Consider the following 18,467-nt stretch of genomic DNA (forward strand, 5'->3'; position numbering starts at 1 on the left):
AATGAAAACGCTGAAAAAAGTGGTGATTGCGCCGGATTCGTTTAAAGAAAGCCTGAGTGCGCTGGAGGTGGCCGAAGCCATCGAACGCGGCTTCCGCCAGATCTTCCCGCAGGTACAGTATGTGAAGCTGCCCATGGCGGACGGCGGCGAAGGTACGGTGGATTCGATGGTGGCGGCCACCGGTGGGGAAATCGTCAGGGCAGAGGTCACCGGTCCGCTGGGCCAACCGGTACAGGCCTTCTACGGTTTGCTGGGAGAAGGCGAAACCGCCGTTATCGAGATGGCGGCGGCTTCCGGGTTGCATCTGGCACCCAAGGCGCAGCGAGATCCGCGCATGACCACCAGTTATGGTACCGGTGAGCTGATCCTGGCTGCTCTGGAACGCGGCGTTAAGGCGATTATTCTTGGCATTGGCGGCAGCGCTACCAATGACGGCGGTGCCGGTATGCTGCAGGCGCTGGGGGTGAAACTGCTGGACGACCAGCGGCAATGCCTGCAGCCGGGTGGAGCGGCGCTGGCACAGTTGGCCTATATCGATCTTTCCGGGATGGATCCGCGTCTGCAGCAGGTGAACATAACGGCGGCCTGCGACGTCGATAACCCCTTGTGCGGCGCTAACGGAGCCTCTGCGGTGTTTGGCCCGCAGAAGGGGGCTACGCCGGAGACCGTCGCGCAGCTCGATGCAGCACTGCGCCATTACGGCACGTTGCTGGAACAGGCCACCGGCCGTGAGGTCATCAACGTACCGGGTGCCGGTGCGGCGGGCGGGATGGGGGCAGCGTTGCTCGGTATGCTTAACGCGCGCCTGCGACCCGGCATTGAGATTGTGATTGAAACCTTGCAGCTGGAAGAGGCGCTGCGCGATGCGGATCTGGTGATCACCGGCGAAGGGCGGCTGGACAGTCAGTCCATCCACGGCAAAACGCCGATTGGTGTGGCGCGAGTGGCCAAGCGCTATGGTTTGCCGGTGATTGGCATTGCCGGCAGCCTGTCGAAAGATTATCAGGTGGTACACCAGCACGGCATTGACGCGGCATTTTCGGTGCTCGATCGGGTCGTTTCGCTGGAGGAAGCACTGTCGGAAGCGGCCGATAACCTGGAGGTGACGGCGCGCAACGTGGCGGCGGTGTGGCGGTTGGCGCAGAGCTAATTTCTCTCCCCTTTATCATGGGCAACGCCTGTTGCTGATATCGGTTCCGACGAGGCGCTTTTCCGTTACAATAGGCGCCATTAATCGACGTTAACCCCCTGACCCAGAACAGGGGGTTAGCTTGCAAGGAATCAAGGGGAACTGAGATGAAGCAAGAGAAACACGGGGTATTGCTGGTGAACCTGGGTACGCCGGATGCTCCTACCTCGTCGGCGGTAAAACGCTATCTGAAGGAATTCCTCAGTGACGACCGCGTAGTGGATACAGCCCCATTGATCTGGTGGCCGATCCTCAATGGCGTGATCCTGCCAATCCGTTCGCCGCGGGTTGCCAAGCTGTATCAGTCGGTATGGATGGATGAAGGTTCTCCACTGCTGGTCTACAGCCGCCGTCAGCAACGCGCGTTGGCTGCCCGCATGCCGAACACGCCGGTCGAATTGGGCATGAGCTACGGCTCTCCAAGCCTGGCTGAGGCGATAGACAAGCTGCTGGCGCAGGGGGTGACCAATCTGGTGGTGCTGCCGTTGTACCCGCAATATTCTTGTTCAACCAGTGCTGCCGTGTGGGATGGCGTGGCCCGGATATTGAAAGGCTATCGCCGCCTGCCGTCGATCAGCTTTATCCGCGACTATGCCGAACACCCGGCCTACATCGCCGCATTGCGCCAAAGCGTCGAGCGTTCGTTTGCCGAGCATGGTCAACCGGACCGGCTGGTGCTGTCATTCCACGGTATTCCCAAGCGCTATGCGCGCCTCGGCGACGATTATCCGCAGCGCTGCGAAGACACGTTACGTGCCTTGACCGAAACCTTACCGCTGGCGCCGGATCGAGTCATGATGACCTACCAGTCGCGTTTTGGTCGTGAGCCCTGGCTGACGCCGTATACCGACGAAACCCTCAAAGGCCTGCCTGCACAAGGCGTTAAACATATTCAGCTTATCTGTCCCGGTTTCTCGGCAGACTGCCTGGAAACGCTGGAAGAAATCAAAGAGCAAAACCGCGAGATCTTCCTCGAGGCCGGCGGCGAAAAGTTTGAGTATATTTCGGCTCTGAACGACGAGCCGGCGCACATTGACATGATGCAGCAACTGGTGGCGCAGCACCTCTGATCCTCAGAGCGCAAAATAGTGACAGTCATCATCAATCGGGCAGGAATGTGCTAACATTCTCTGCCTGTTAACTGCCACTGCCGCCAATTAAATGAAATTTCCTGGTAAACGTAAGTCCAAACACTATTTTCCGGTGAACGCCCGCGATCCGCTCTTGCAGCAGGCTCAGCCTGAAAATGAAATCAGCACCTCCTATGTCGTCGGCATCGACCAGACGCTGGTGGATATCGAAGCCAAAGTGGACGATGCCTTCGTCCAGCGTTACGGCCTGAGCCTGGGGCACTCCCTGGTGATTGAGGATGACGTCGCCGAGGCGCTGTATCAGGAATTGATCGACAATAATCTGATCACCCATCAGTTTGCCGGCGGCACCATCGGCAATACCCTGCACAACTATTCCGTGCTGGCGGACGACCGTTCCGTTCTGCTCGGCGTGATGTGCAGCAATATCAAGATTGGCAGCTACGCCTATCGCTATCTGTGCAACACCTCCAGCCGTACCGATCTTAACCACCTGCAGGCGGTTGACGGTGCTATTGGCCGCTGCTTTACGCTGATCGGCGAAAGCGGTGAACGGACCTTTGCCATCAGCCCCGGTCAAATGAACCAACTGCGGCCGGAAAGCGTGAAGGAAGAGGTGATTGCCGGCGCGTCGGCGCTGGTACTGACGTCATATTTGGTGCGCTGCAAGGAAGGGGAGCCGATGCCGGCTGCCACCATGCAGGCCATCGAGTTTGCCAAAAAGCACGACGTGCCGGTGGTACTGACGCTGGGCACCAAGTACGTGATTGCCGATAACCCGCAATGGTGGCGCGACTTCCTGAAACAACACGTGTCGATCCTGGCGATGAACGAAGATGAAGCGCTGGAATTGACCGGATTGAGCGATCCGTTGACTGCCTCTGACATGGCGCTTGAATGGGTGGATCTGGTACTGTGCACCGCCGGGCCAAACGGCCTGTATATGGCGGGCTATACCGAAGAGTCGAATAAGCGGGAAACCCAGCATCCGCTGCTGCCGGGGCATATTGCCGAATTCAACCGCTATGAGTTCAGCCGCGCCATGCGCCGCGAAAGCTGTGAAAACCCGTTCCGCATCTATTCGCACATCGCGCCCTACATGGGCGGGCCGGAGAAAATCATGAACACCAACGGCGCCGGCGATGGTGCACTGTCGGCGTTGCTGCATGATATCGCCGCCAACGGTTATCACCGCAATAACGTGCCTAACTCCAGCAAGCATGTTCGCAGCTATCTGACCTATTCCTCGCTGGCGCAGGTGTGTAAATACGCCAACCGCGTCAGCTATCAGGTGCTGAACCAGCATTCTCCACGCCTGACGCGCGGCCTGCCGGAACGGGAAGACAGTCTGGAAGAGTCTTACTGGGAACGGTAAAAAGCGAAAGGTCCGGCAAGCCGGACCTCAGATTGCTGACAAAGTCCTTTGCAGTTAAAAGTTCCGATCTGGGAACTAATAAAAACAAAGGATAATGTTTTCTGATTTACCCCAAACATCCGAAAACCACGTTTTTCGGGTGTTTGCCATCAGACTAAGGTCCGGCAAGCCGGACCTTTTTTACATCGAATGGCCGATCAAATCGGGCAGCCACCCATTTTCTCTTCGTCGGTCAGCGTATCCAGTTTGAGGATATTCAGCATGCTGTTGGCGATTTCTCGCTCGCCCATCACCACCTGATTCGCGCCGCGATCGGAGATATACGACACCTCGTCATCGTAGTGCGCCCGGGCGATAATCTCGATGTTCGGCCGCTTGGTACGTGCCGAGGCCACGATTTCACCGGCCTCGTAACCGTTGGGGATGGTCAGCAACAGCCAGCGTGCACAGTCGAGCCGCGCCAGATCCATGACTTCAGGATTGGCGGCGTTGCCCAGCACCGTTTTGATGCCTTGCTCGCGCAGAGCCTCAACCCGTGGGCGGGAGTTTTCGATCACCACCAGTGGAATACCGGCTTCGGCCAACTTGGCCCCCAGCAGGCTGCCGACGCGGCCATAGCCGACCACCAGCGCGTGGTTGCACATATCGACCGGGATCTGTTTCTCTTCTTCCACCGCTTCTTCCATTATCTGGTCTTCGATGGTTTCGGTTTTGGCCAGATAACGCTCGAGCAGCGTGAACAGCAACGGATTCAACATAATCGACAAGATAGCCCCGGCCAGCACCAGATTGCGGCCGTGCTCCGACATCATGCCCAGCGTGATGCCAAGGCCGGCCAGAATGAAGGCGAACTCGCCGATCTGCGCCAGGCTGGCGGAAATGGTCAGCGCGGTGCGTTTGGAGTGGCCGAACATTTTCACCAGCAGGAACGCCGCCGCCGATTTGCCGAACACGATAATCGCCAGCGTTGCCAGCACCGCCAGCGGCTCGTTGATCAGGATCATCGGATCAAACAGCATGCCGACCGAAACAAAGAACAGCACGGCGAAGGCATCGCGCAGCGGTAAGGTATCGTGGGCCGCCCGGTGGCTCAGCTCCGACTCGTTCAGTACCATACCGGCGAAGAAGGCTCCCAGCGCAAAGGAAACGTCGAACAGCTTTACCGCGCCATAGGCGATGCCGAGCGCCAGGGCCAGCACGGCCAGGGTAAACAGCTCGCGCGAGCCGGTACTGGCGGTTTTCGCCAGGATCCACGGCACCAGCCGGCGGCCTACCACAATCATCAGCGCGATAAAGGCGATGACTTTACCGATGGTCATTGCCAGTTCTATCAGCAACTGGCTGCTGCTGGCGTTGTCATTGCCCATCATGTTGCCGAACGCGGGCAGCAGCACCAGCGTCAGCACCATCGCCAGGTCTTCCACGATCAGCCAGCCGATGGCGATTTGCCCGCGCTGGCTATCGATCAGCTGGCGTTCCTCCAGCGCACGTAGCAGTACCACGGTACTGGCGGTCGACAGACAGAGCCCGAACACCAGCCCGGAAATCAAATCCCAGCCGAGCAGCTTTGACAGCCCCATACCCAGCAGGGTAGCGACGGCAATCTGGGCTACGGCGCCGGGAATGGCGATGTGTTTTACTGCGAGGAGGTCTTTAAGCGAGAAATGGAGGCCAACACCGAACATCAACAGGATCACGCCGATTTCCGCCAGTTCCGGTGCCAGCGAGGTGTCGGCAACAAAACCGGGGGTAAAAGGGCCGGCGAGCACGCCTGCGGCAAGGTACCCCACCAGCGGTGAGATGCGCAGGCGATTCGCCAGCATACCGAGGAGGAAGGCAAGTACTAACCCTCCGACAATGGTGGTGATTAGCGGTGTTGAATTATGCATCCAGACTCCTTCTAGCTATGCATGGCAGCAGAGGGGAAACGCAACAAAGTTACGAAAAGATACATTTAGTTTATTGCATTTGTTCGTGCCTTGCTTAGCTAAATTGAGCTTTTTTGCGAAAAAGCAGAGGATTCCGCTTTGGGGGGGGCAGTAAGGGGATTTAACACTAAATAAGTCAAATAACATTGGTTTGTGCGGGAGATAACCCGACTGAGCATATTGGTTCAGCCGGGTTACATCAGGGTTATTGCGAGTTATGGTCCATATTAGGCAGTAATGCGGTGATAATGCCGATCAGTGGCAAGAAAGCACAGATTTGGTAGACCAATTCGATACTGGTCAAATCTGCGACATAACCAAGAACAGCTGCGCCTAATCCCCCCATACCAAAAGCAAAACCGAAGAATAAACCGGAAACCATGCCCACTTTTCCCGGTATCAGCTCCTGCGCGTAAACCAGAATGGCCGAAAAGGCCGAAGCGAGAATTACCCCTATAATGACGGTTAAAATGCCGGTCCAGTAGAGAGAAGCGTAGGGTAAAACCAGCGTGAAAGGAGCTGCGCCCAGTATTGAGCCCCAAATAACATATTTACGACCTATCTTGTCGCCCAGAGGCCCGCCGATAATGGTTCCGGCCGCTACGGCAAACAGGAAGGCAAACAGGTGAAGTTGCGCGTTCTGCACCGAAACGCCGAACTTATGTATCAAATAGAAGGTGTAATAGCTGCTAATGCTCGCCAGGTAGAAGTATTTGGAGAAAATCAGTATCAACAGGATGCCGAGAGCATAGGTTACGGTACGTTTTGGCAGCGGTTTCATCATTGAGGCGGCTTTTGGCTGACCTTTTGTTGCCCGGTGCTGTTGCTGGTACCACTTGCTGACTTGCAGTAACACCACGATAGCCAGCAGCGCGGCCAGTGAGAACCAGGCCACGTTACCTTTGCCATAAGGCGCAATAATCAGTGCCGCCAACAGGGGGCCGAGGGAGCTGCCAAAGTTACCGCCGACCTGGAACAGCGACTGCGCCAGGCCGTGTCGCCCGCCGGAGGCCATACGTGCGACACGGGAGGATTCAGGGTGGAATACCGAGGAACCGGTGCCGACCAGCGCCGCCGCCAGCAACACCAGCGGGAAAGTATTGGCTACCGACAGCAGCAGCAGTCCGCACAGGGTAAAGCCCATGCCGATCGGCAGCGAATAGGGCTGCGGGTGCTTATCCGTGTAGTGCCCGATTAGCGGCTGCAATAAGGACGCCGTGAGCTGATAGGTCAGAGTAATCATGCCGATTTGCACGAAGCTGAGGCTGAAGTCAGCCTGCAGGATCGGGTAAATCGCCAGGATCAGCGATTGAATCATGTCGTTAAGCAGGTGAGAGACGCTGATGGCCCCGAGAATCGAGAATGCAGTCCCTTTAACCGCGCTGCCCTTGGCCGGTGGCATGGCAGTATCGCTACGGTCGGTCATTTTATTATTAGCCTGGTAAGTTTTAGAGGACAGAGCAGATATCTTAGCAACTTGCTCAATATTTGCCATATCCGACATAATTTGACGCACATCGCAAAAATTTGAAATCAAAGGCCTTTGTTTCGCGCTACAATTTCGGCCATCTCAAAAAAACGTTAATGATCATATGGAGCTCCGCCATGCGCTTTTCGTTAAAAACCACCGCATGCGCTCTGGCCGTATCCCTGACTTTTCTGTCGGGAGCCGCCAACGCCTGGGAAAAGGATAAGACCTACGACATCACCATTCTGCACACCAACGATCATCACGGTCATTTCTGGCAGAACGATCATGGCGAATATGGTTTGGGCGCACAGAAAACGCTGGTGGACAGCATCCGTCAAGAAGTTGCGGCGCAGGGCGGTAGCCTGCTGCTGCTGTCGGGCGGCGACATTAATACCGGCGTGCCGGAATCCGATCTGCAAGATGCCGAGCCGGATTTTCGCGGTATGAATCTGGTGGGTTACGACGCAATGGCGATCGGCAACCATGAATTCGACAACCCGCTCAGCGTGCTGCGCCAGCAGGAAAAATGGGCCACTTTCCCGCTGCTGTCGGCCAACATTTATCAAAAAAGCACCCAGCAGCGTTTGTTCAAGCCCTATGCCTTGTTTGACAAGCAGGGGATCAAGATTGCGGTCATCGGCCTGACGACGGATGACACGGCCAAGATTGGCAACCCGGAATATTTTACCGATATCGAGTTCCGCGTCCCGGCACAGGAAGCCAAACAGGTGGTGGAGCAATTGCGTAAGGACGAAAAGCCGGACGTGATCATCGCCGCAACGCACATGGGCCATTACGATGACGGCAATCACGGCTCCAACGCGCCGGGTGATGTAGAGATGGCGCGCAGCCTGCCTGCCGGCTACCTGGACATGATCGTCGGTGGCCATTCGCAGGATCCGGTCTGTATGGCCGGCGAGAATCACAAACAGGTGGATTATGTGCCGGGCACGCCGTGCTCGCCGGATCGGCAGAACGGAATCTGGATCGTGCAGGCGCACGAGTGGGGCAAGTACGTGGGGCGTGCCGATTTCCAGTTCCGTAATGGCGAACTCAAGCTGGTGCATTATCAACTGATCCCGGTCAACCTGAAGAAGAAGGTGGAAAAAGCCGACGGTACCAGCGAGCGCGTCTATTACACTCAGCAGATCGCGGAAGACGCTTCAATGATGAAGCTGCTGACACCGTTCCAGGAAAAGGGCAAGGCGCAGTTGGACGTCAAGATTGGCAGCGTGAACGGCAAGCTGGAAGGCGATCGCAGCAAGGTGCGCTTCGTGCAGACCAACCTGTCGCGCGTCTTGTTGGCAGCGCAGATGGAACGTGCCGAGGCGGACTTCGCGGTGATGAGCGGGGGCGGGGTACGTGACTCGATTGAGGGCGGCGATATCACCTACAAAAACGTGCTGAAAGTGCAGCCGTTCGGCAACACGCTGGTCTACGTCGAGATGAAAGGCAGCGACGTGGAAAAATACCTGGCGGTAGTGGCCAATATGAAGGTGGATTCCGGTGCCTATGCGCAATTTGCCAACGTTAGCCTGACGGCGGACGGCAAGGGCGTCAGCAACGTCAAAATCAAGGGTGAACCGCTGCAGGCGGATAAAATCTACCGTATGGCGACCTTGAACTTCAATGCGCTGGGCGGCGACGGCTATCCGAAGCTGGACACTCTGCCAAGCTACGTCAACACCGGTTTTATCGATGCTGAAGTGCTGAAGCAATACATCGAGAAGCACTCTCCGTTGGACGCCGCGGCCTATGAGCCGAAGGGTGAGATTGTTTATCAGTAATCTTCCGGCGGCTTTTACCGGTTAAAAGCCGCCGTTTATCTTCCCCCGCAGTGCCAGGCCTCTGAATAAAAGCACTCTAATATTATTAATTTCAATATTGTTTTCCTTGTCTTGCATAGTTGTATTTCTATTTTCTTTGTCTATACCTTTAGGGTTAATGATTTTATTTTTCTTAAATCATAATTTTCCAGGGGGAAAAACTCAGCGAAATTATCGTGATTAAAAAGGAAAATAAATGCACAGGACAATGATACTTTTATATGGCGTATTCGGCTATTTAGGCGGATTGGTCGGTTTTATTTTGCTTATTTTGTTGCTTAACGGCTGGGGACTAAGAAATATGGTCGCCATCGTAGGGGAGGGCAGTATGTGGCCCTGGCTGGTGAATGCCGGTTTACTCCTGCTGTTTGGCCTGGTGCACTCGGTGATGGCCCATGAAAGGTTCAAGGTTCGTTTGGCGTTGTCCCCGGCGCTGGAAAGAAGTACCTATGTATTGATTGCCGGTTTGTTGTTGGCATTGCTGGCGCTCATGTGGCAGCCACTGCCGGGTGCCTTGTGGCGGTTGCCGCCGGAAAGTGTCGCCGCATGGGGACTTAACGGCATCAGCGTACTGGGCTGGTTAGTGGTCTTTGCTTCAACCTGCATGATCAGCCACACCGACTTATTTGGCTTGCGACAATCCTGGTTGCAGTGGAGAGAGCGGCAATATACCGACTTGCCTTTTCAGGTCAGAGGATTTTACCGACTGACGAGGCATCCCATGATGACGGGAATGTTATTGGCCTTTTGGTTCACTCCCGAGATGACCACTGGGCGCCTGTTATTTAATTCTGGAATGACATTATATATTTTGGTGGGCGTATATTTTGAAGAGCGCAGCCTGGTTAAAGCGCTGGGGCAGGATTATCAGCAGTATTGCCGACAGGTTCCAATGTTGTTGCCACGAATGAGGGGGCGTAATAAGCCGGTGGAGTAATGATATCCCGCGGCCGATGCTAGGGCGCCGGCCGCGTATTGATGGTTTTTCAGTCGCGCTTGGCGATATCGGCAAAGCTGCCGGCCAGCAACCGGCAAAGATCTTGTGCCGCCAGTTCGATGTCCAGCCCGCGTTTACCGCCGGAGACGTAAATGGTGGCGAACTGCTGGGCCGGGCTGTCGATCACCGTTGGCAGCCGCTTTTTTTGCCCCAGCGGGCTGATGCCGCCAACCAGATAACCGGTGACGCGCTGTGCCAGCATCGGATCGGCCATCTCTGCTTTTTTGGCTCCGAGCGCGCGGGCGACCTTTTTCAGATCCAGCTGAGTGGCTACCGGCGTGACCGCTACCGCCAGATGTTTGGCGTCGCCGTTCAATGCTACCAGCAGCGTTTTATAAACGCGGTCGGCATCCAGCCCCAGTTTTTTCACCGCCTCATCGCCGAAGTTGGTCTCCGCGCTGTCGTGATGATAAGGGTGAAGGGTAAAAGCGACTTTTTGTTTCTCGAGCAGGATCACTGCGGGCGTCATGTGTTTTCCTCTTTCCCGTTCAGCGGGAGGTTGCAAACGGATGCAACAAAATTACAAAAATATAACGGTAACAGCAACCTGGGTGGCAGGCGCGTAAAGCGGGTTGCCAAGATGTTCACTGGGTTGCTACCCTGTCTGTTGTAACCGTTAACACGGTTGCTATGCGTATAACTAAAATACAAGAAATTCCTCTTTGACTGGCCAGTAGCGATATTGGCCACTTTTTTACTGCGCCTGCAGCATCGTCGGCAAATTGTCCTCGCCGTACAGATGCAGTGCGCCGACCGCCACCACGTAGTTACCTGGCGGTAAGGCCTCCAGCTTTTGTTGCCAGTCGCGGTTGCGCTGATGCATCAGCACATCGTACAGATCGGCGCTGAAAGTGGCGGGCAAGGTTTCGAGCATACCGCTGGGTTTTGCGTCCAGCCACCAGCTCACCATGGTTTGCAGCAAGCGTGCGTTGGTGTGCCAGTGCTCCAGCGTATCGCGCAGCAACGCCATGCCGCCCTCCGGTAACTGCTCCAGCAGGCTCATCTGCTGTTGTGCCCCTTCCAGTTCAATCACTTTTTTATGCTGGACCCTCGCCGCCTGCAACAGCTGGTAATCGACGCCGTATTCGGCGCGTAATCCCAATCGCTGCGCCTGGCGGGCCTGCATCATCAACGCCACCTGCCAGCCGGGCAGGGTTGAAAAACTGTCGGCGTCGGCGCCCAGTTCCTGGCACAGCGTCAGCAATTGCTGAAATTCCGACTCGGAGAGCCGCTGTTCAAGTTCCGGTTGCTGTTCGATGTGGTCAAAGGGCGAGGCGGAGCCGGTGATGTCGGCTTCGACAATCAGGGCATCCGCCTGCTTCAGGCGTGCCGCCAGTTTGGCCGGCAGCGGCGACATATCTACCGTGCCCATATGGATGCTGCCCACCAGATGGAACTGACGATCGCCGGGCAGCCGAATATCCAGCGCCGGGTAGGCGTAAGTCATCGGGGATATCAGGCCGAGAAAGGCGGCGATGCGGCGTAACAGTTGACCCATACAGCGTGGCTCCTGAATAACGTGTTCACTTTTGGGGTGACAGGTGAGGGGGCGAAACCCTTCCCCATGCTAAACGCTATCCGCCGGACAAGAAAGCCTGAAGAGTGAAGGAATTATCCCAAAGAAAACGGGGCGCAATGATTTGCGCCCCTTGGGTATTTAGCGTTTGGGTTTAAAACGCAGCAGTCGGTTGGCGTTACTGACCACGGTAATGGAGGACAGGGCCATTGCGGCGCCTGCCACCACTGGGCTGAGCAGGGTGCCGGTCAACGGATACAGCACCCCGGCGGCAATAGGAATGCCGAGCGTGTTGTAAACAAAGGCCCCGAGCAGGTTCTGCTTCATATTACGCAATGTGGCTTTAGACAGCTCAAGCGCATCGGCGACGCCGTTCAGACTGTGGCGCATCAGGGTGATGGCGGCAGTCTCAATGGCGATATCGCTGCCGCCTCCCATGGCGATGCCGACATCGGCCTGCGCCAGCGCCGGAGCGTCGTTGATGCCATCGCCAACCATAGCTACGCGGTGACCTTGCGCCTGCAACTGCTTGATCGCCTCGGCTTTGCCCTCCGGCAGCACGCCGGCAATTACCCGGTCTATACCGGCTTCTTTGGCAATGGCGTTGGCGGTCACCGGGTTATCGCCGGTTAACATCACCAACTGATAACCCTGACGGTGCAAGCGCTGTAGCGCTTCAACGCTGTCGCCGCGCAGCGGATCGCGGATGGCGAACAGTGCGGCCGGTTTACCTTCGACGGCCAGCAGCACCGGCGTAATGCCGCGCTCTGCCTGTTGCTGCATCTGTGTGTCCAGCTCGGCGGTGGCTACCTGATGTTGTTGCAACAACGCAGCATTGCCCAGTAGCAACTTCATGCCGTCCACTTCGCCGCTGACGCCTGCACCGCGCAGGGTACGGAACTGTTCAACCTGCGGCAGCGCTTGTCCACCGGCGTGATCAACGATGGCACGGGCCAGCGGGTGGCTGGCACCCTGTTCCAATGCGGCAGCCCAGCGCAGCGCCTGCTGCTCGCTCACCTGGTTAAACGTGAGGATTTCCACCACCCGCGGCTGACCTTCGGTCAGGGTGCCGGTTTTATCAAACACCAGGGTGTCGAGTTGGCTTGCCTGCTGCAAGGCATCGGCATCACGGACCAGCACGCCAAACTCGGCAGCGCGACCCACTCCGGAGATGATCGACATCGGCGTCGCCAAACCCAGCGCGCAAGGGCAGGCGATGATCAAAACCGTGGTGGCGATCACCAGCGTATAAACCAGCTGCGGCTGCGGGCCGAAGAAATACCAGATTGCGGCGCTGAACAGGGCGATGGCCACCACCGTTGGGACGAATACCGCAGAAATGCGATCCGCCAGCTTGCCGATCTCCGGTTTGCTGCTCTGCGCCTGACGCACCAGTTTGATGATGCGCGCCAGCGTAGTTTTGCTGCCGATAGCGCCTGCGCGGAACAGTACGCTGCCGTCATCCACCACCGTACCGGCATGCACGGTATCGCCAACGCCTTTTTGTTGCGGCACCGCCTCGCCGGTCAGCATCGCTTCATCTAGCCAGACTTCACCCTGGACTATCTCGCCGTCTACCGGGATGCGATCGCCGGTCGTCAGCCGCAGCGTCATGCCGAGCTGCACCTGCGCCAGCGGGATGCTTTTCTCGCCGTCGTCGGTGACCAGGCGCGCGGTCGGCGGAGTCAGATCCAACAGCCGCTCCAGCGCCTGTGATGAGCGTTGGCGAGCGCGTTGCTCCAGCGCATGGCCCAGGTTTATCAGACCGATAATCATTGCGCTGGCTTCGTAGTACAGATGCCGCGCCGCCATGGGGAAGAAATCCGGCCACAGGTTGACGCTGATTGAGTACAGCCAGGCGGCACCGGTGCCAAGTGCGACCAGGGTGTCCATGGTGGCGCTGCCGTTCATCAGCGCGCGCCAGGCGTTACGATAGAAATGCCCGCCGGCGAACACCATCACCGCCAGCGTGAGCAGGCCGACCAGCAGCCACGGTCGCTGGGTTTCCGGCGTCAGCGACATGCTGCCACCCAACAGCCCCCAGGCCATCAGCGGGATGCCCAGCGCCAGGCCAAGCGCGGCCTGCCAGCGGAAACGCTTCATGTTGGCCTGGGCAGTTTGCTGTTGGCGCTCGCGACGTTCGGTTTCGTCCTGGATCATTTCCGCGCCGTAACCGGCTTTCTCGACCGCCGCGACCAGCGCTTGTGGATCGGCGCTGCCGGTGATCAGTGCGCTGCGCTCCGCCAGATTAACGCGTGCCTGATCTACACCGGATACGCTCTGTAGCGCATTTTGCACTTTACTGACGCAGCTGGCGCAGCTCATGCCACTGAGCAAAAGCTGCACGCTGTCATCATCATCGCCATGAGAGGTTGCCGGAAGGGGAGACGAGGCCGTTGCCTGGGTTTCCGGCAATACAGGGACTGATTCAGTCAACGGCTCAGTTTTTGGGGAGGTAGCGGCTCCGGCAAGGCTGGCGTGATAACCCGCGTCTTCAACTGCGGCAATCAACGCCTCGGGAGCGGCGTCGCCGTAAACCTTGGCGCTGTCGATACTGACGTCGGCGGCAATGACTCCCGGCACCGCTTCCAGCGCTTTGCGGGTGCTGGCGGCGCAATGCATGCAGCTCAGGCCGTTCAACTGCAGCTCGGTATCTGCCTGCTGCGCCACGGCGGCCTGGTAGCCGGCAGCGATCACGCTGTCGATCAGTGCTTGGCTCGGCGCCTCGCCAGTGACCTTGGCATAGTGGACATTGACCTCTGCCTGTTCGACATCGTTGCGGCTTTCCAGGGCTTTTTTCACCCGCTGCGCGCAGTTCATGCAGGTAAGCCCCTGCAATGCCAGCACTGTGGTCTGTGACATGATTCGATTCCTCGCTCAAGTGCGGTGTTTAAAGGTTGACCGCTTAGCCTATTTTCACTAAGAATGGAGTCTAAACCTTCCAGCAAGGGGAAGGTCAAGGGGGATAAATGAATATCAGCGACGTGGCGAAAAAAACCGGTTTAACCAGCAAGGCAATCCGCTTCTATGAAGAGAAAGGCCTGGTGACCGCGCCGATCCGCACCGATAACGGCTACCGCAGCTACAGCCCGAAGCACATTGAAGAACTGACGTTGCTGCGTCAGGCGCGGCAGGTGGGGTTTAACCTGGACGAATGCGGCGAACTGGTGGCGTTGTTCAACGATCCGGCCCGTCACAGCGCCGATGTGAAAGCCCGCACGCTGCAAAAAGTGGCGGACATTGAAAAGCACATCGCCGAGTTGGGTGAGATGCGCCAGCGTTTACTGGCGCTGGCAGATCAGTGCCCGGGTGATGACGGGGCAGAATGCCCAATCATCAATAACCTGGCAGGGTGTTGCCACAATCACTAACGGGTAACGGCGCGGATCACCAGCGTTATGCCTTCGACGGCGATCACTTCCACCTCGGTGCCCACCGTCAGATCTTCACTGGCCTGCGCGCGCCAACTGCTGTCGCCAATGTTAATGCGCCCCATGCCGTTGTGCATGGGTTCCGTCAGCGTGGCGCGGGTGCCAATCAGTTGGCGGTTGCGCTGGTTCAGCACCTGCGAACCGCTGGAGGCTGCCGCCGGACGTTGGCGCAGCCAATACCACCACAGGTAAGCCACCACCACGGTCAGTACGGCGAAAATCACCCCCTGCCATTCCCAGGCCATCTGCGGCAACAGCCAGACGATCGCGCCGACCACCACCGCGGATACGCCGCTCCATAACAGGTAACCGCTGGCGCCAAGCATTTCGGCCGCCAGCAGTAATCCGCCAAGGGAGAGCCAGAACCAGTGCGGGTTTGCTGCAATTTGCTCGAGCATGATTACTTGCCTTTGGTGTCTTTCAACAGCTCGGCAATGCCACCAATTGAACCGAGCAGGCTGCTGGCATCCAGCGGCATCATGATGACTTTACTGTTGTTGGCCGAGCCGATCTTCTGCAGCGCATCGGTGTATTTCTGCGCCACAAAGTAGTTCACCGCCTGGATATTGCCGCTGGCGATAGCATCGGAAACCAGTTGAGTCGCACGGGCTTCGGCTTCCGCGGCACGTTCACGGGCTTCCGCCTGCAGGAACGCCGACTGACGTTCACCTTCCGCCTTGAGGATTTGCGACTGCTTGTCCCCTTCGGCACGCAGGATGGCGGCCTGGCGCACCCCTTCGGCTTCCAGAATATCGGCGCGCTTGGTTCGCTCGGCCTTCATCTGGGCGTTCATTGACGCAATCAGTTCAGCCGGTGGGCGGACATCGCGGATCTCGATACGGGTGATTTTAATGCCCCAGGGGTTGGTGGCTTCGTCGACAATGTGCAGCAGGCGGCTGTTGATGCTGTCACGCTGCGAGAGGATTTCGTCCAGCTCCATCGAGCCGAGTACGGTACGGAAGTTGGTCATGGTCAAATTGACGATGGCCAGCTCCAGGTTGCTGACCTCATAGGCGGCACGGGCTGGATCCACTACCTGGATAAAACAGACGGCATCGATGGCCACATTGGCGTTATCGCGCGAGATGATTTCCTGCGATGGAATATCCAGAACCTGTTCCATCATATTGATTTTTCTGCCGATGCGGTCCATAAAGGGCACCACCAGGTTTAAGCCGGGCATCAGCGTTTTGGTGTAGCGGCCGAAGCGTTCCACCGTCCATTGGAACCCCTGCGGGACAATTTTGACGCCGGCAAATACGATGATCAGCGCGACGACAATCACGATGGGAATAAGGGTAAACATGGCAAACCTCCTGTCAGACATATGTAAACGAATATTACGCTAGCGGCGCAGTAAAAACGACTAAATCAGGACTGCCGGCCCCTTAACATTCCAAATTGGCATGTTTCCAATAATTTTAATTCATTTCATGACGTTGTCCGCCTTGGCTAGAGTAAAAAGCATCGCCGTTTTTCACTTCAAATATTTGTCATTTATATTTGCGACTATGCTTTTTGAAATGACATCTTGCGCCAAGGATTGTTATGGACTCAATCAGTGTTGATGAACTTGCCCCGAAAAAAGATCGTTGGTATCGCATTGTGGAGGAATTGTTGTCCTCTGCCGATGTGGCCATCAACGGCAACCGCGCCTGCGATATCAAGGTACATAATCCGGCGTTGTTTAAACGCATTTTGCAGGAAGGATCGCTAGGGTTCGGCGAAAGCTACATGGATGGCTGGTGGGACTGCGAGCGACTGGACGTGCTATTTACCCGTATTCTGCAGGCGGGCGTCGATGAGCGCTTGCCTAAAAACCTGAGCGACATTGCGCGTATCGCCTATGCCCGGCTGTTTAATCGTCAGTCACGTAAACGCGCCTGGCAGGTGGGCAAGGAGCATTACGACATTGGCAACGATCTGTTCCGCGCGATGCTCGACCCCTATATGCAATATTCCTGCGGCTATTGGAAAGACGCTGACACGCTGGAACAGGCGCAGCAGGCCAAGCTGAAAATGATCTGCGAGAAGCTGCAGCTGAAACCCGGCATGTCGCTGTTGGACATCGGCTGTGGCTGGGGCGGATTGGCTCAATATGCGGCAGAAAACTACGGCGTATCTGTGTATGGCGTGACGATTTCCGCCGAGCAGCAAAAGCTGGCGCAGGAACGCTGTCAGGGATTGGACGTAGAGATACAACTGCAGGATTATCGCGACCTTGACCGTCAGTTTGACCGCATTGTCTCCGTCGGCATGTTCGAACACGTGGGGCCAAAGAACTATGACACTTATTTCCGCGTCGCGGCGCGCAACCTCAAGCCCGATGGCCTGTTCCTGCTGCATACTATTGGCGCAAACCAAACCAATCTGCACGTCGACGCCTGGATAGACAAATACATCTTCCCCAACGGCTGCCTGCCATCGGTACGGCATATTTCCGAGGCCAGCGAAGGGCGTTTTGTGATGGAGGACTGGCACAATATTGGCGCCGATTACGACCGCACGCTGATGGCCTGGTATGAAAATTTCAAACGGGCGTGGCCGTTACTGGCCGAAGAGTATTCCGAGCGGTTCGAACGAATGTTCACCTATTACCTGAATGCCTGCGCCGGCGCGTTCCGTGCACGGGATATTCAGCTATGGCAGGTGTTGTTCAGCCCGAAAGGTATTGAAGGCGGGGTGCGGGTGTACCGCTAAGAAGTGAAGGGGGCGCAGCAGGCTGCGCCCTCAAATATCAGTACAGCAGCGAATAGAGCTGACGGCGGTATTTGGCGGCCAGCGCGTCGCCGGTGCCCAGCGCGGCCAGAATATCCATCAGCGTCTTGCGTGCGTTGCCGTTGGCGGCGGCGAGATCTTTCTTCAGATGCCCCATCAGCAGCTCCAGCGCTTCTTCATTGCGCCCCACCTGATGCAGTTGCAGCGCCAGTTGCACGGCTAAATCGACGTTCTCCGGCTGCTGTTCCACCTGCTGTTGCAACTGTTGAATTTCCGGCGTGTCGGCGGCCTGTTTCAGCAGCTCAATCTGCGCCACCAGACCCTGATAGCGGGTATCCCGATCCTGCAGCGGGATGGTTGCCAGCACGGTTTCGGCATCTTCAGTGCGGTTCAGCGCAATCTGGGTTTCTGCCAGTGTCAGGCCAATATCGCTGCGTTGCTGACTGGCTTGCCAGGCGTCTTTCAACAGCGGTAACGCCTCGGTGGCATTGCCTTCGGCCAGCAATTCAGTCGCCTGCGCCAGCTTCAAATCTTCTTCTTTCGGCAGGAAACGCTGCAGGAATTCGCGGATCATCTCTTCCGGCTGCGGGCCCTGGAATCCGTCGACCGGCTGGCCGTCTTTGAACAGGTACACCGTCGGCAGAGAACGCAGGCCAAATTGGGCCGCGATGGCCTGTTCGGCGTCGCAATCCACTTTTGCCAGCACAAATTGACCGGCATATTCCGCCGCCAGCTTGTCCAGTATCGGGGTGAGCTGCAGACAGTGTTGGCTGCGATCCGACCAGAAGTAGAACACCACCGGCAGGGACATTGACTGTTCCAGCGTCTGGTGCAGGTTAGTTTCGTTAATATCAACAACAGCTTGAGCTAGCATGTATTTTCTCTCTGATCTTGCGGAGCCATTGGCTTTTAAATGGGGGCGGAG

General features: G+C 57.0%; 15 protein-coding genes. 7 read left to right on the forward strand and 8 right to left on the reverse strand.

The genetic code is table 11. The features are described 5' to 3' along the window. The first annotated feature begins 1 nt into the window (after position 1). The 3 genes from LQ945_RS18920 to LQ945_RS18930 all read left to right on the forward strand — a co-directional run bounded on the left by LQ945_RS18920 (position 2) and on the right by LQ945_RS18930 (position 3,655). Positions 2–1,150, forward strand: a complete 1,149-nt coding sequence (locus LQ945_RS18920) for a glycerate kinase (protein ID WP_270101472.1) — start codon at positions 2–4, stop codon at positions 1,148–1,150. A gap of 146 nt (positions 1,151–1,296) precedes the next feature. After that, positions 1,297–2,259 (forward strand): ferrochelatase, encoded by a 963-nt coding sequence (gene hemH, locus LQ945_RS18925; RefSeq protein WP_182821821.1) that lies wholly within the window; start codon positions 1,297–1,299, stop codon positions 2,257–2,259. A 91-nt stretch (positions 2,260–2,350) separates the two neighbouring features. Further along, complete coding sequence (locus tag LQ945_RS18930) at positions 2,351–3,655, forward strand: inosine/guanosine kinase (RefSeq protein ID WP_182821823.1); 1,305 nt, start codon at positions 2,351–2,353, stop codon at positions 3,653–3,655. A 197-nt stretch (positions 3,656–3,852) separates the two neighbouring features. Here LQ945_RS18930 and ybaL read toward each other — a convergent pair whose 3' ends face one another. Continuing rightward, a complete protein-coding gene (ybaL, locus tag LQ945_RS18935; RefSeq protein WP_044548741.1) occupies positions 3,853–5,544 on the reverse strand; it encodes a YbaL family putative K(+) efflux transporter in 1,692 nt (563 codons plus the stop codon). 244 nt (positions 5,545–5,788) lie between these two features. Beyond that, entirely contained in the window at positions 5,789–7,009 is a 1,221-nt protein-coding gene (locus LQ945_RS18940) for an MFS transporter (protein ID WP_270101473.1), read from the reverse strand. Between the two features lie 179 nt (positions 7,010–7,188). On the opposite strand from LQ945_RS18940, the gene ushA reads away from it, so the two are divergent. Next, positions 7,189–8,841, forward strand: a complete 1,653-nt coding sequence (gene ushA, locus LQ945_RS18945; protein ID WP_270101474.1) for a bifunctional UDP-sugar hydrolase/5'-nucleotidase UshA — start codon at positions 7,189–7,191, stop codon at positions 8,839–8,841. Between the two features lie 235 nt (positions 8,842–9,076). Beyond that, the gene (locus tag LQ945_RS18950; protein ID WP_270101475.1) at positions 9,077–9,817 is read left to right on the forward strand and encodes a methyltransferase family protein; all 741 of its coding nucleotides are present in this window, start codon (positions 9,077–9,079) and stop codon (positions 9,815–9,817) included. Positions 9,818–9,866: 49 nt separating this feature from the next. Here the strand turns inward: LQ945_RS18950 and ybaK are convergent, their stop codons facing one another. The 3 genes from ybaK to copA form a co-directional block, all read right to left on the reverse strand. After that, entirely contained in the window at positions 9,867–10,346 is a 480-nt protein-coding gene (gene ybaK / locus LQ945_RS18955) for a Cys-tRNA(Pro)/Cys-tRNA(Cys) deacylase YbaK (RefSeq protein WP_037417850.1), read from the reverse strand. Between the two features lie 225 nt (positions 10,347–10,571). After that, positions 10,572–11,375 carry a TraB/GumN family protein gene (locus LQ945_RS18960; RefSeq protein ID WP_182821829.1) on the reverse strand — a complete coding sequence of 268 codons (804 nt, stop codon included), beginning with the start codon at positions 11,373–11,375 and terminating at the stop codon, positions 10,572–10,574. 159 nt (positions 11,376–11,534) lie between these two features. Further along, positions 11,535–14,255 carry a copper-exporting P-type ATPase CopA gene (copA, locus tag LQ945_RS18965; protein WP_270101476.1) on the reverse strand — a complete coding sequence of 907 codons (2,721 nt, stop codon included), beginning with the start codon at positions 14,253–14,255 and terminating at the stop codon, positions 11,535–11,537. 107 nt (positions 14,256–14,362) lie between these two features. Here copA and cueR point away from each other — a divergent pair, with 107 nt between their 5' ends. Further along, complete coding sequence (gene cueR / locus LQ945_RS18970) at positions 14,363–14,764, forward strand: Cu(I)-responsive transcriptional regulator (protein WP_020825549.1); 402 nt, start codon at positions 14,363–14,365, stop codon at positions 14,762–14,764. Here cueR and LQ945_RS18975 read toward each other — a convergent pair. After that, entirely contained in the window at positions 14,761–15,222 is a 462-nt protein-coding gene (locus LQ945_RS18975) for an NfeD family protein (protein ID WP_270101477.1), read from the reverse strand. The two genes, cueR and LQ945_RS18975, sit on opposite strands and share 4 nt — an antisense overlap. A gap of 2 nt (positions 15,223–15,224) precedes the next feature. Then, a complete protein-coding gene (locus LQ945_RS18980) occupies positions 15,225–16,130 on the reverse strand; it encodes an SPFH domain-containing protein (protein ID WP_262239409.1) in 906 nt (301 codons plus the stop codon). Positions 16,131–16,372: 242 nt separating this feature from the next. Here LQ945_RS18980 and cfa point away from each other — a divergent pair, with 242 nt between their 5' ends. After that, positions 16,373–17,524, forward strand: a complete 1,152-nt coding sequence (gene cfa / locus LQ945_RS18985) for a cyclopropane fatty acyl phospholipid synthase (protein ID WP_270101478.1) — start codon at positions 16,373–16,375, stop codon at positions 17,522–17,524. A 37-nt stretch (positions 17,525–17,561) separates the two neighbouring features. On the opposite strand, the gene LQ945_RS18990 is transcribed toward cfa, so the two are convergent. Continuing rightward, complete coding sequence (locus LQ945_RS18990) at positions 17,562–18,416, reverse strand: co-chaperone YbbN (RefSeq protein ID WP_041414284.1); 855 nt, start codon at positions 18,414–18,416, stop codon at positions 17,562–17,564. Positions 18,417–18,467: the final 51 nt, after the last annotated feature.

The organism is Serratia liquefaciens (assembly GCF_027594825.1).
Taxonomy (GTDB): Bacteria; Pseudomonadota; Gammaproteobacteria; order Enterobacterales; family Enterobacteriaceae; genus Serratia; species Serratia liquefaciens_A.

What these genes read in the sequence shown, in the direction of transcription:
- LQ945_RS18920 (WP_270101472.1), top strand. Translation starts at nt 2, where the DNA reads ATGAAAACGCTGAAAAAAGTGGTGATTGCGCCGGATTCGTTTAAAGAA.
- hemH (WP_182821821.1), top strand. Translation starts at nt 1,297, where the DNA reads ATGAAGCAAGAGAAACACGGGGTATTGCTGGTGAACCTGGGTACGCCG.
- LQ945_RS18930 (WP_182821823.1), top strand. Translation starts at nt 2,351, where the DNA reads ATGAAATTTCCTGGTAAACGTAAGTCCAAACACTATTTTCCGGTGAAC.
- ybaL (WP_044548741.1), bottom strand. Translation starts at nt 5,544, where the DNA reads ATGCATAATTCAACACCGCTAATCACCACCATTGTCGGAGGGTTAGTA.
- LQ945_RS18940 (WP_270101473.1), bottom strand. Translation starts at nt 7,009, where the DNA reads ATGACCGACCGTAGCGATACTGCCATGCCACCGGCCAAGGGCAGCGCG.
- ushA (WP_270101474.1), top strand. Translation starts at nt 7,189, where the DNA reads ATGCGCTTTTCGTTAAAAACCACCGCATGCGCTCTGGCCGTATCCCTG.
- LQ945_RS18950 (WP_270101475.1), top strand. Translation starts at nt 9,077, where the DNA reads ATGCACAGGACAATGATACTTTTATATGGCGTATTCGGCTATTTAGGC.
- ybaK (WP_037417850.1), bottom strand. Translation starts at nt 10,346, where the DNA reads ATGACGCCCGCAGTGATCCTGCTCGAGAAACAAAAAGTCGCTTTTACC.
- LQ945_RS18960 (WP_182821829.1), bottom strand. Translation starts at nt 11,375, where the DNA reads ATGGGTCAACTGTTACGCCGCATCGCCGCCTTTCTCGGCCTGATATCC.
- copA (WP_270101476.1), bottom strand. Translation starts at nt 14,255, where the DNA reads ATGTCACAGACCACAGTGCTGGCATTGCAGGGGCTTACCTGCATGAAC.
- cueR (WP_020825549.1), top strand. Translation starts at nt 14,363, where the DNA reads ATGAATATCAGCGACGTGGCGAAAAAAACCGGTTTAACCAGCAAGGCA.
- LQ945_RS18975 (WP_270101477.1), bottom strand. Translation starts at nt 15,222, where the DNA reads ATGCTCGAGCAAATTGCAGCAAACCCGCACTGGTTCTGGCTCTCCCTT.
- LQ945_RS18980 (WP_262239409.1), bottom strand. Translation starts at nt 16,130, where the DNA reads ATGTTTACCCTTATTCCCATCGTGATTGTCGTCGCGCTGATCATCGTA.
- cfa (WP_270101478.1), top strand. Translation starts at nt 16,373, where the DNA reads ATGGACTCAATCAGTGTTGATGAACTTGCCCCGAAAAAAGATCGTTGG.
- LQ945_RS18990 (WP_041414284.1), bottom strand. Translation starts at nt 18,416, where the DNA reads ATGCTAGCTCAAGCTGTTGTTGATATTAACGAAACTAACCTGCACCAG.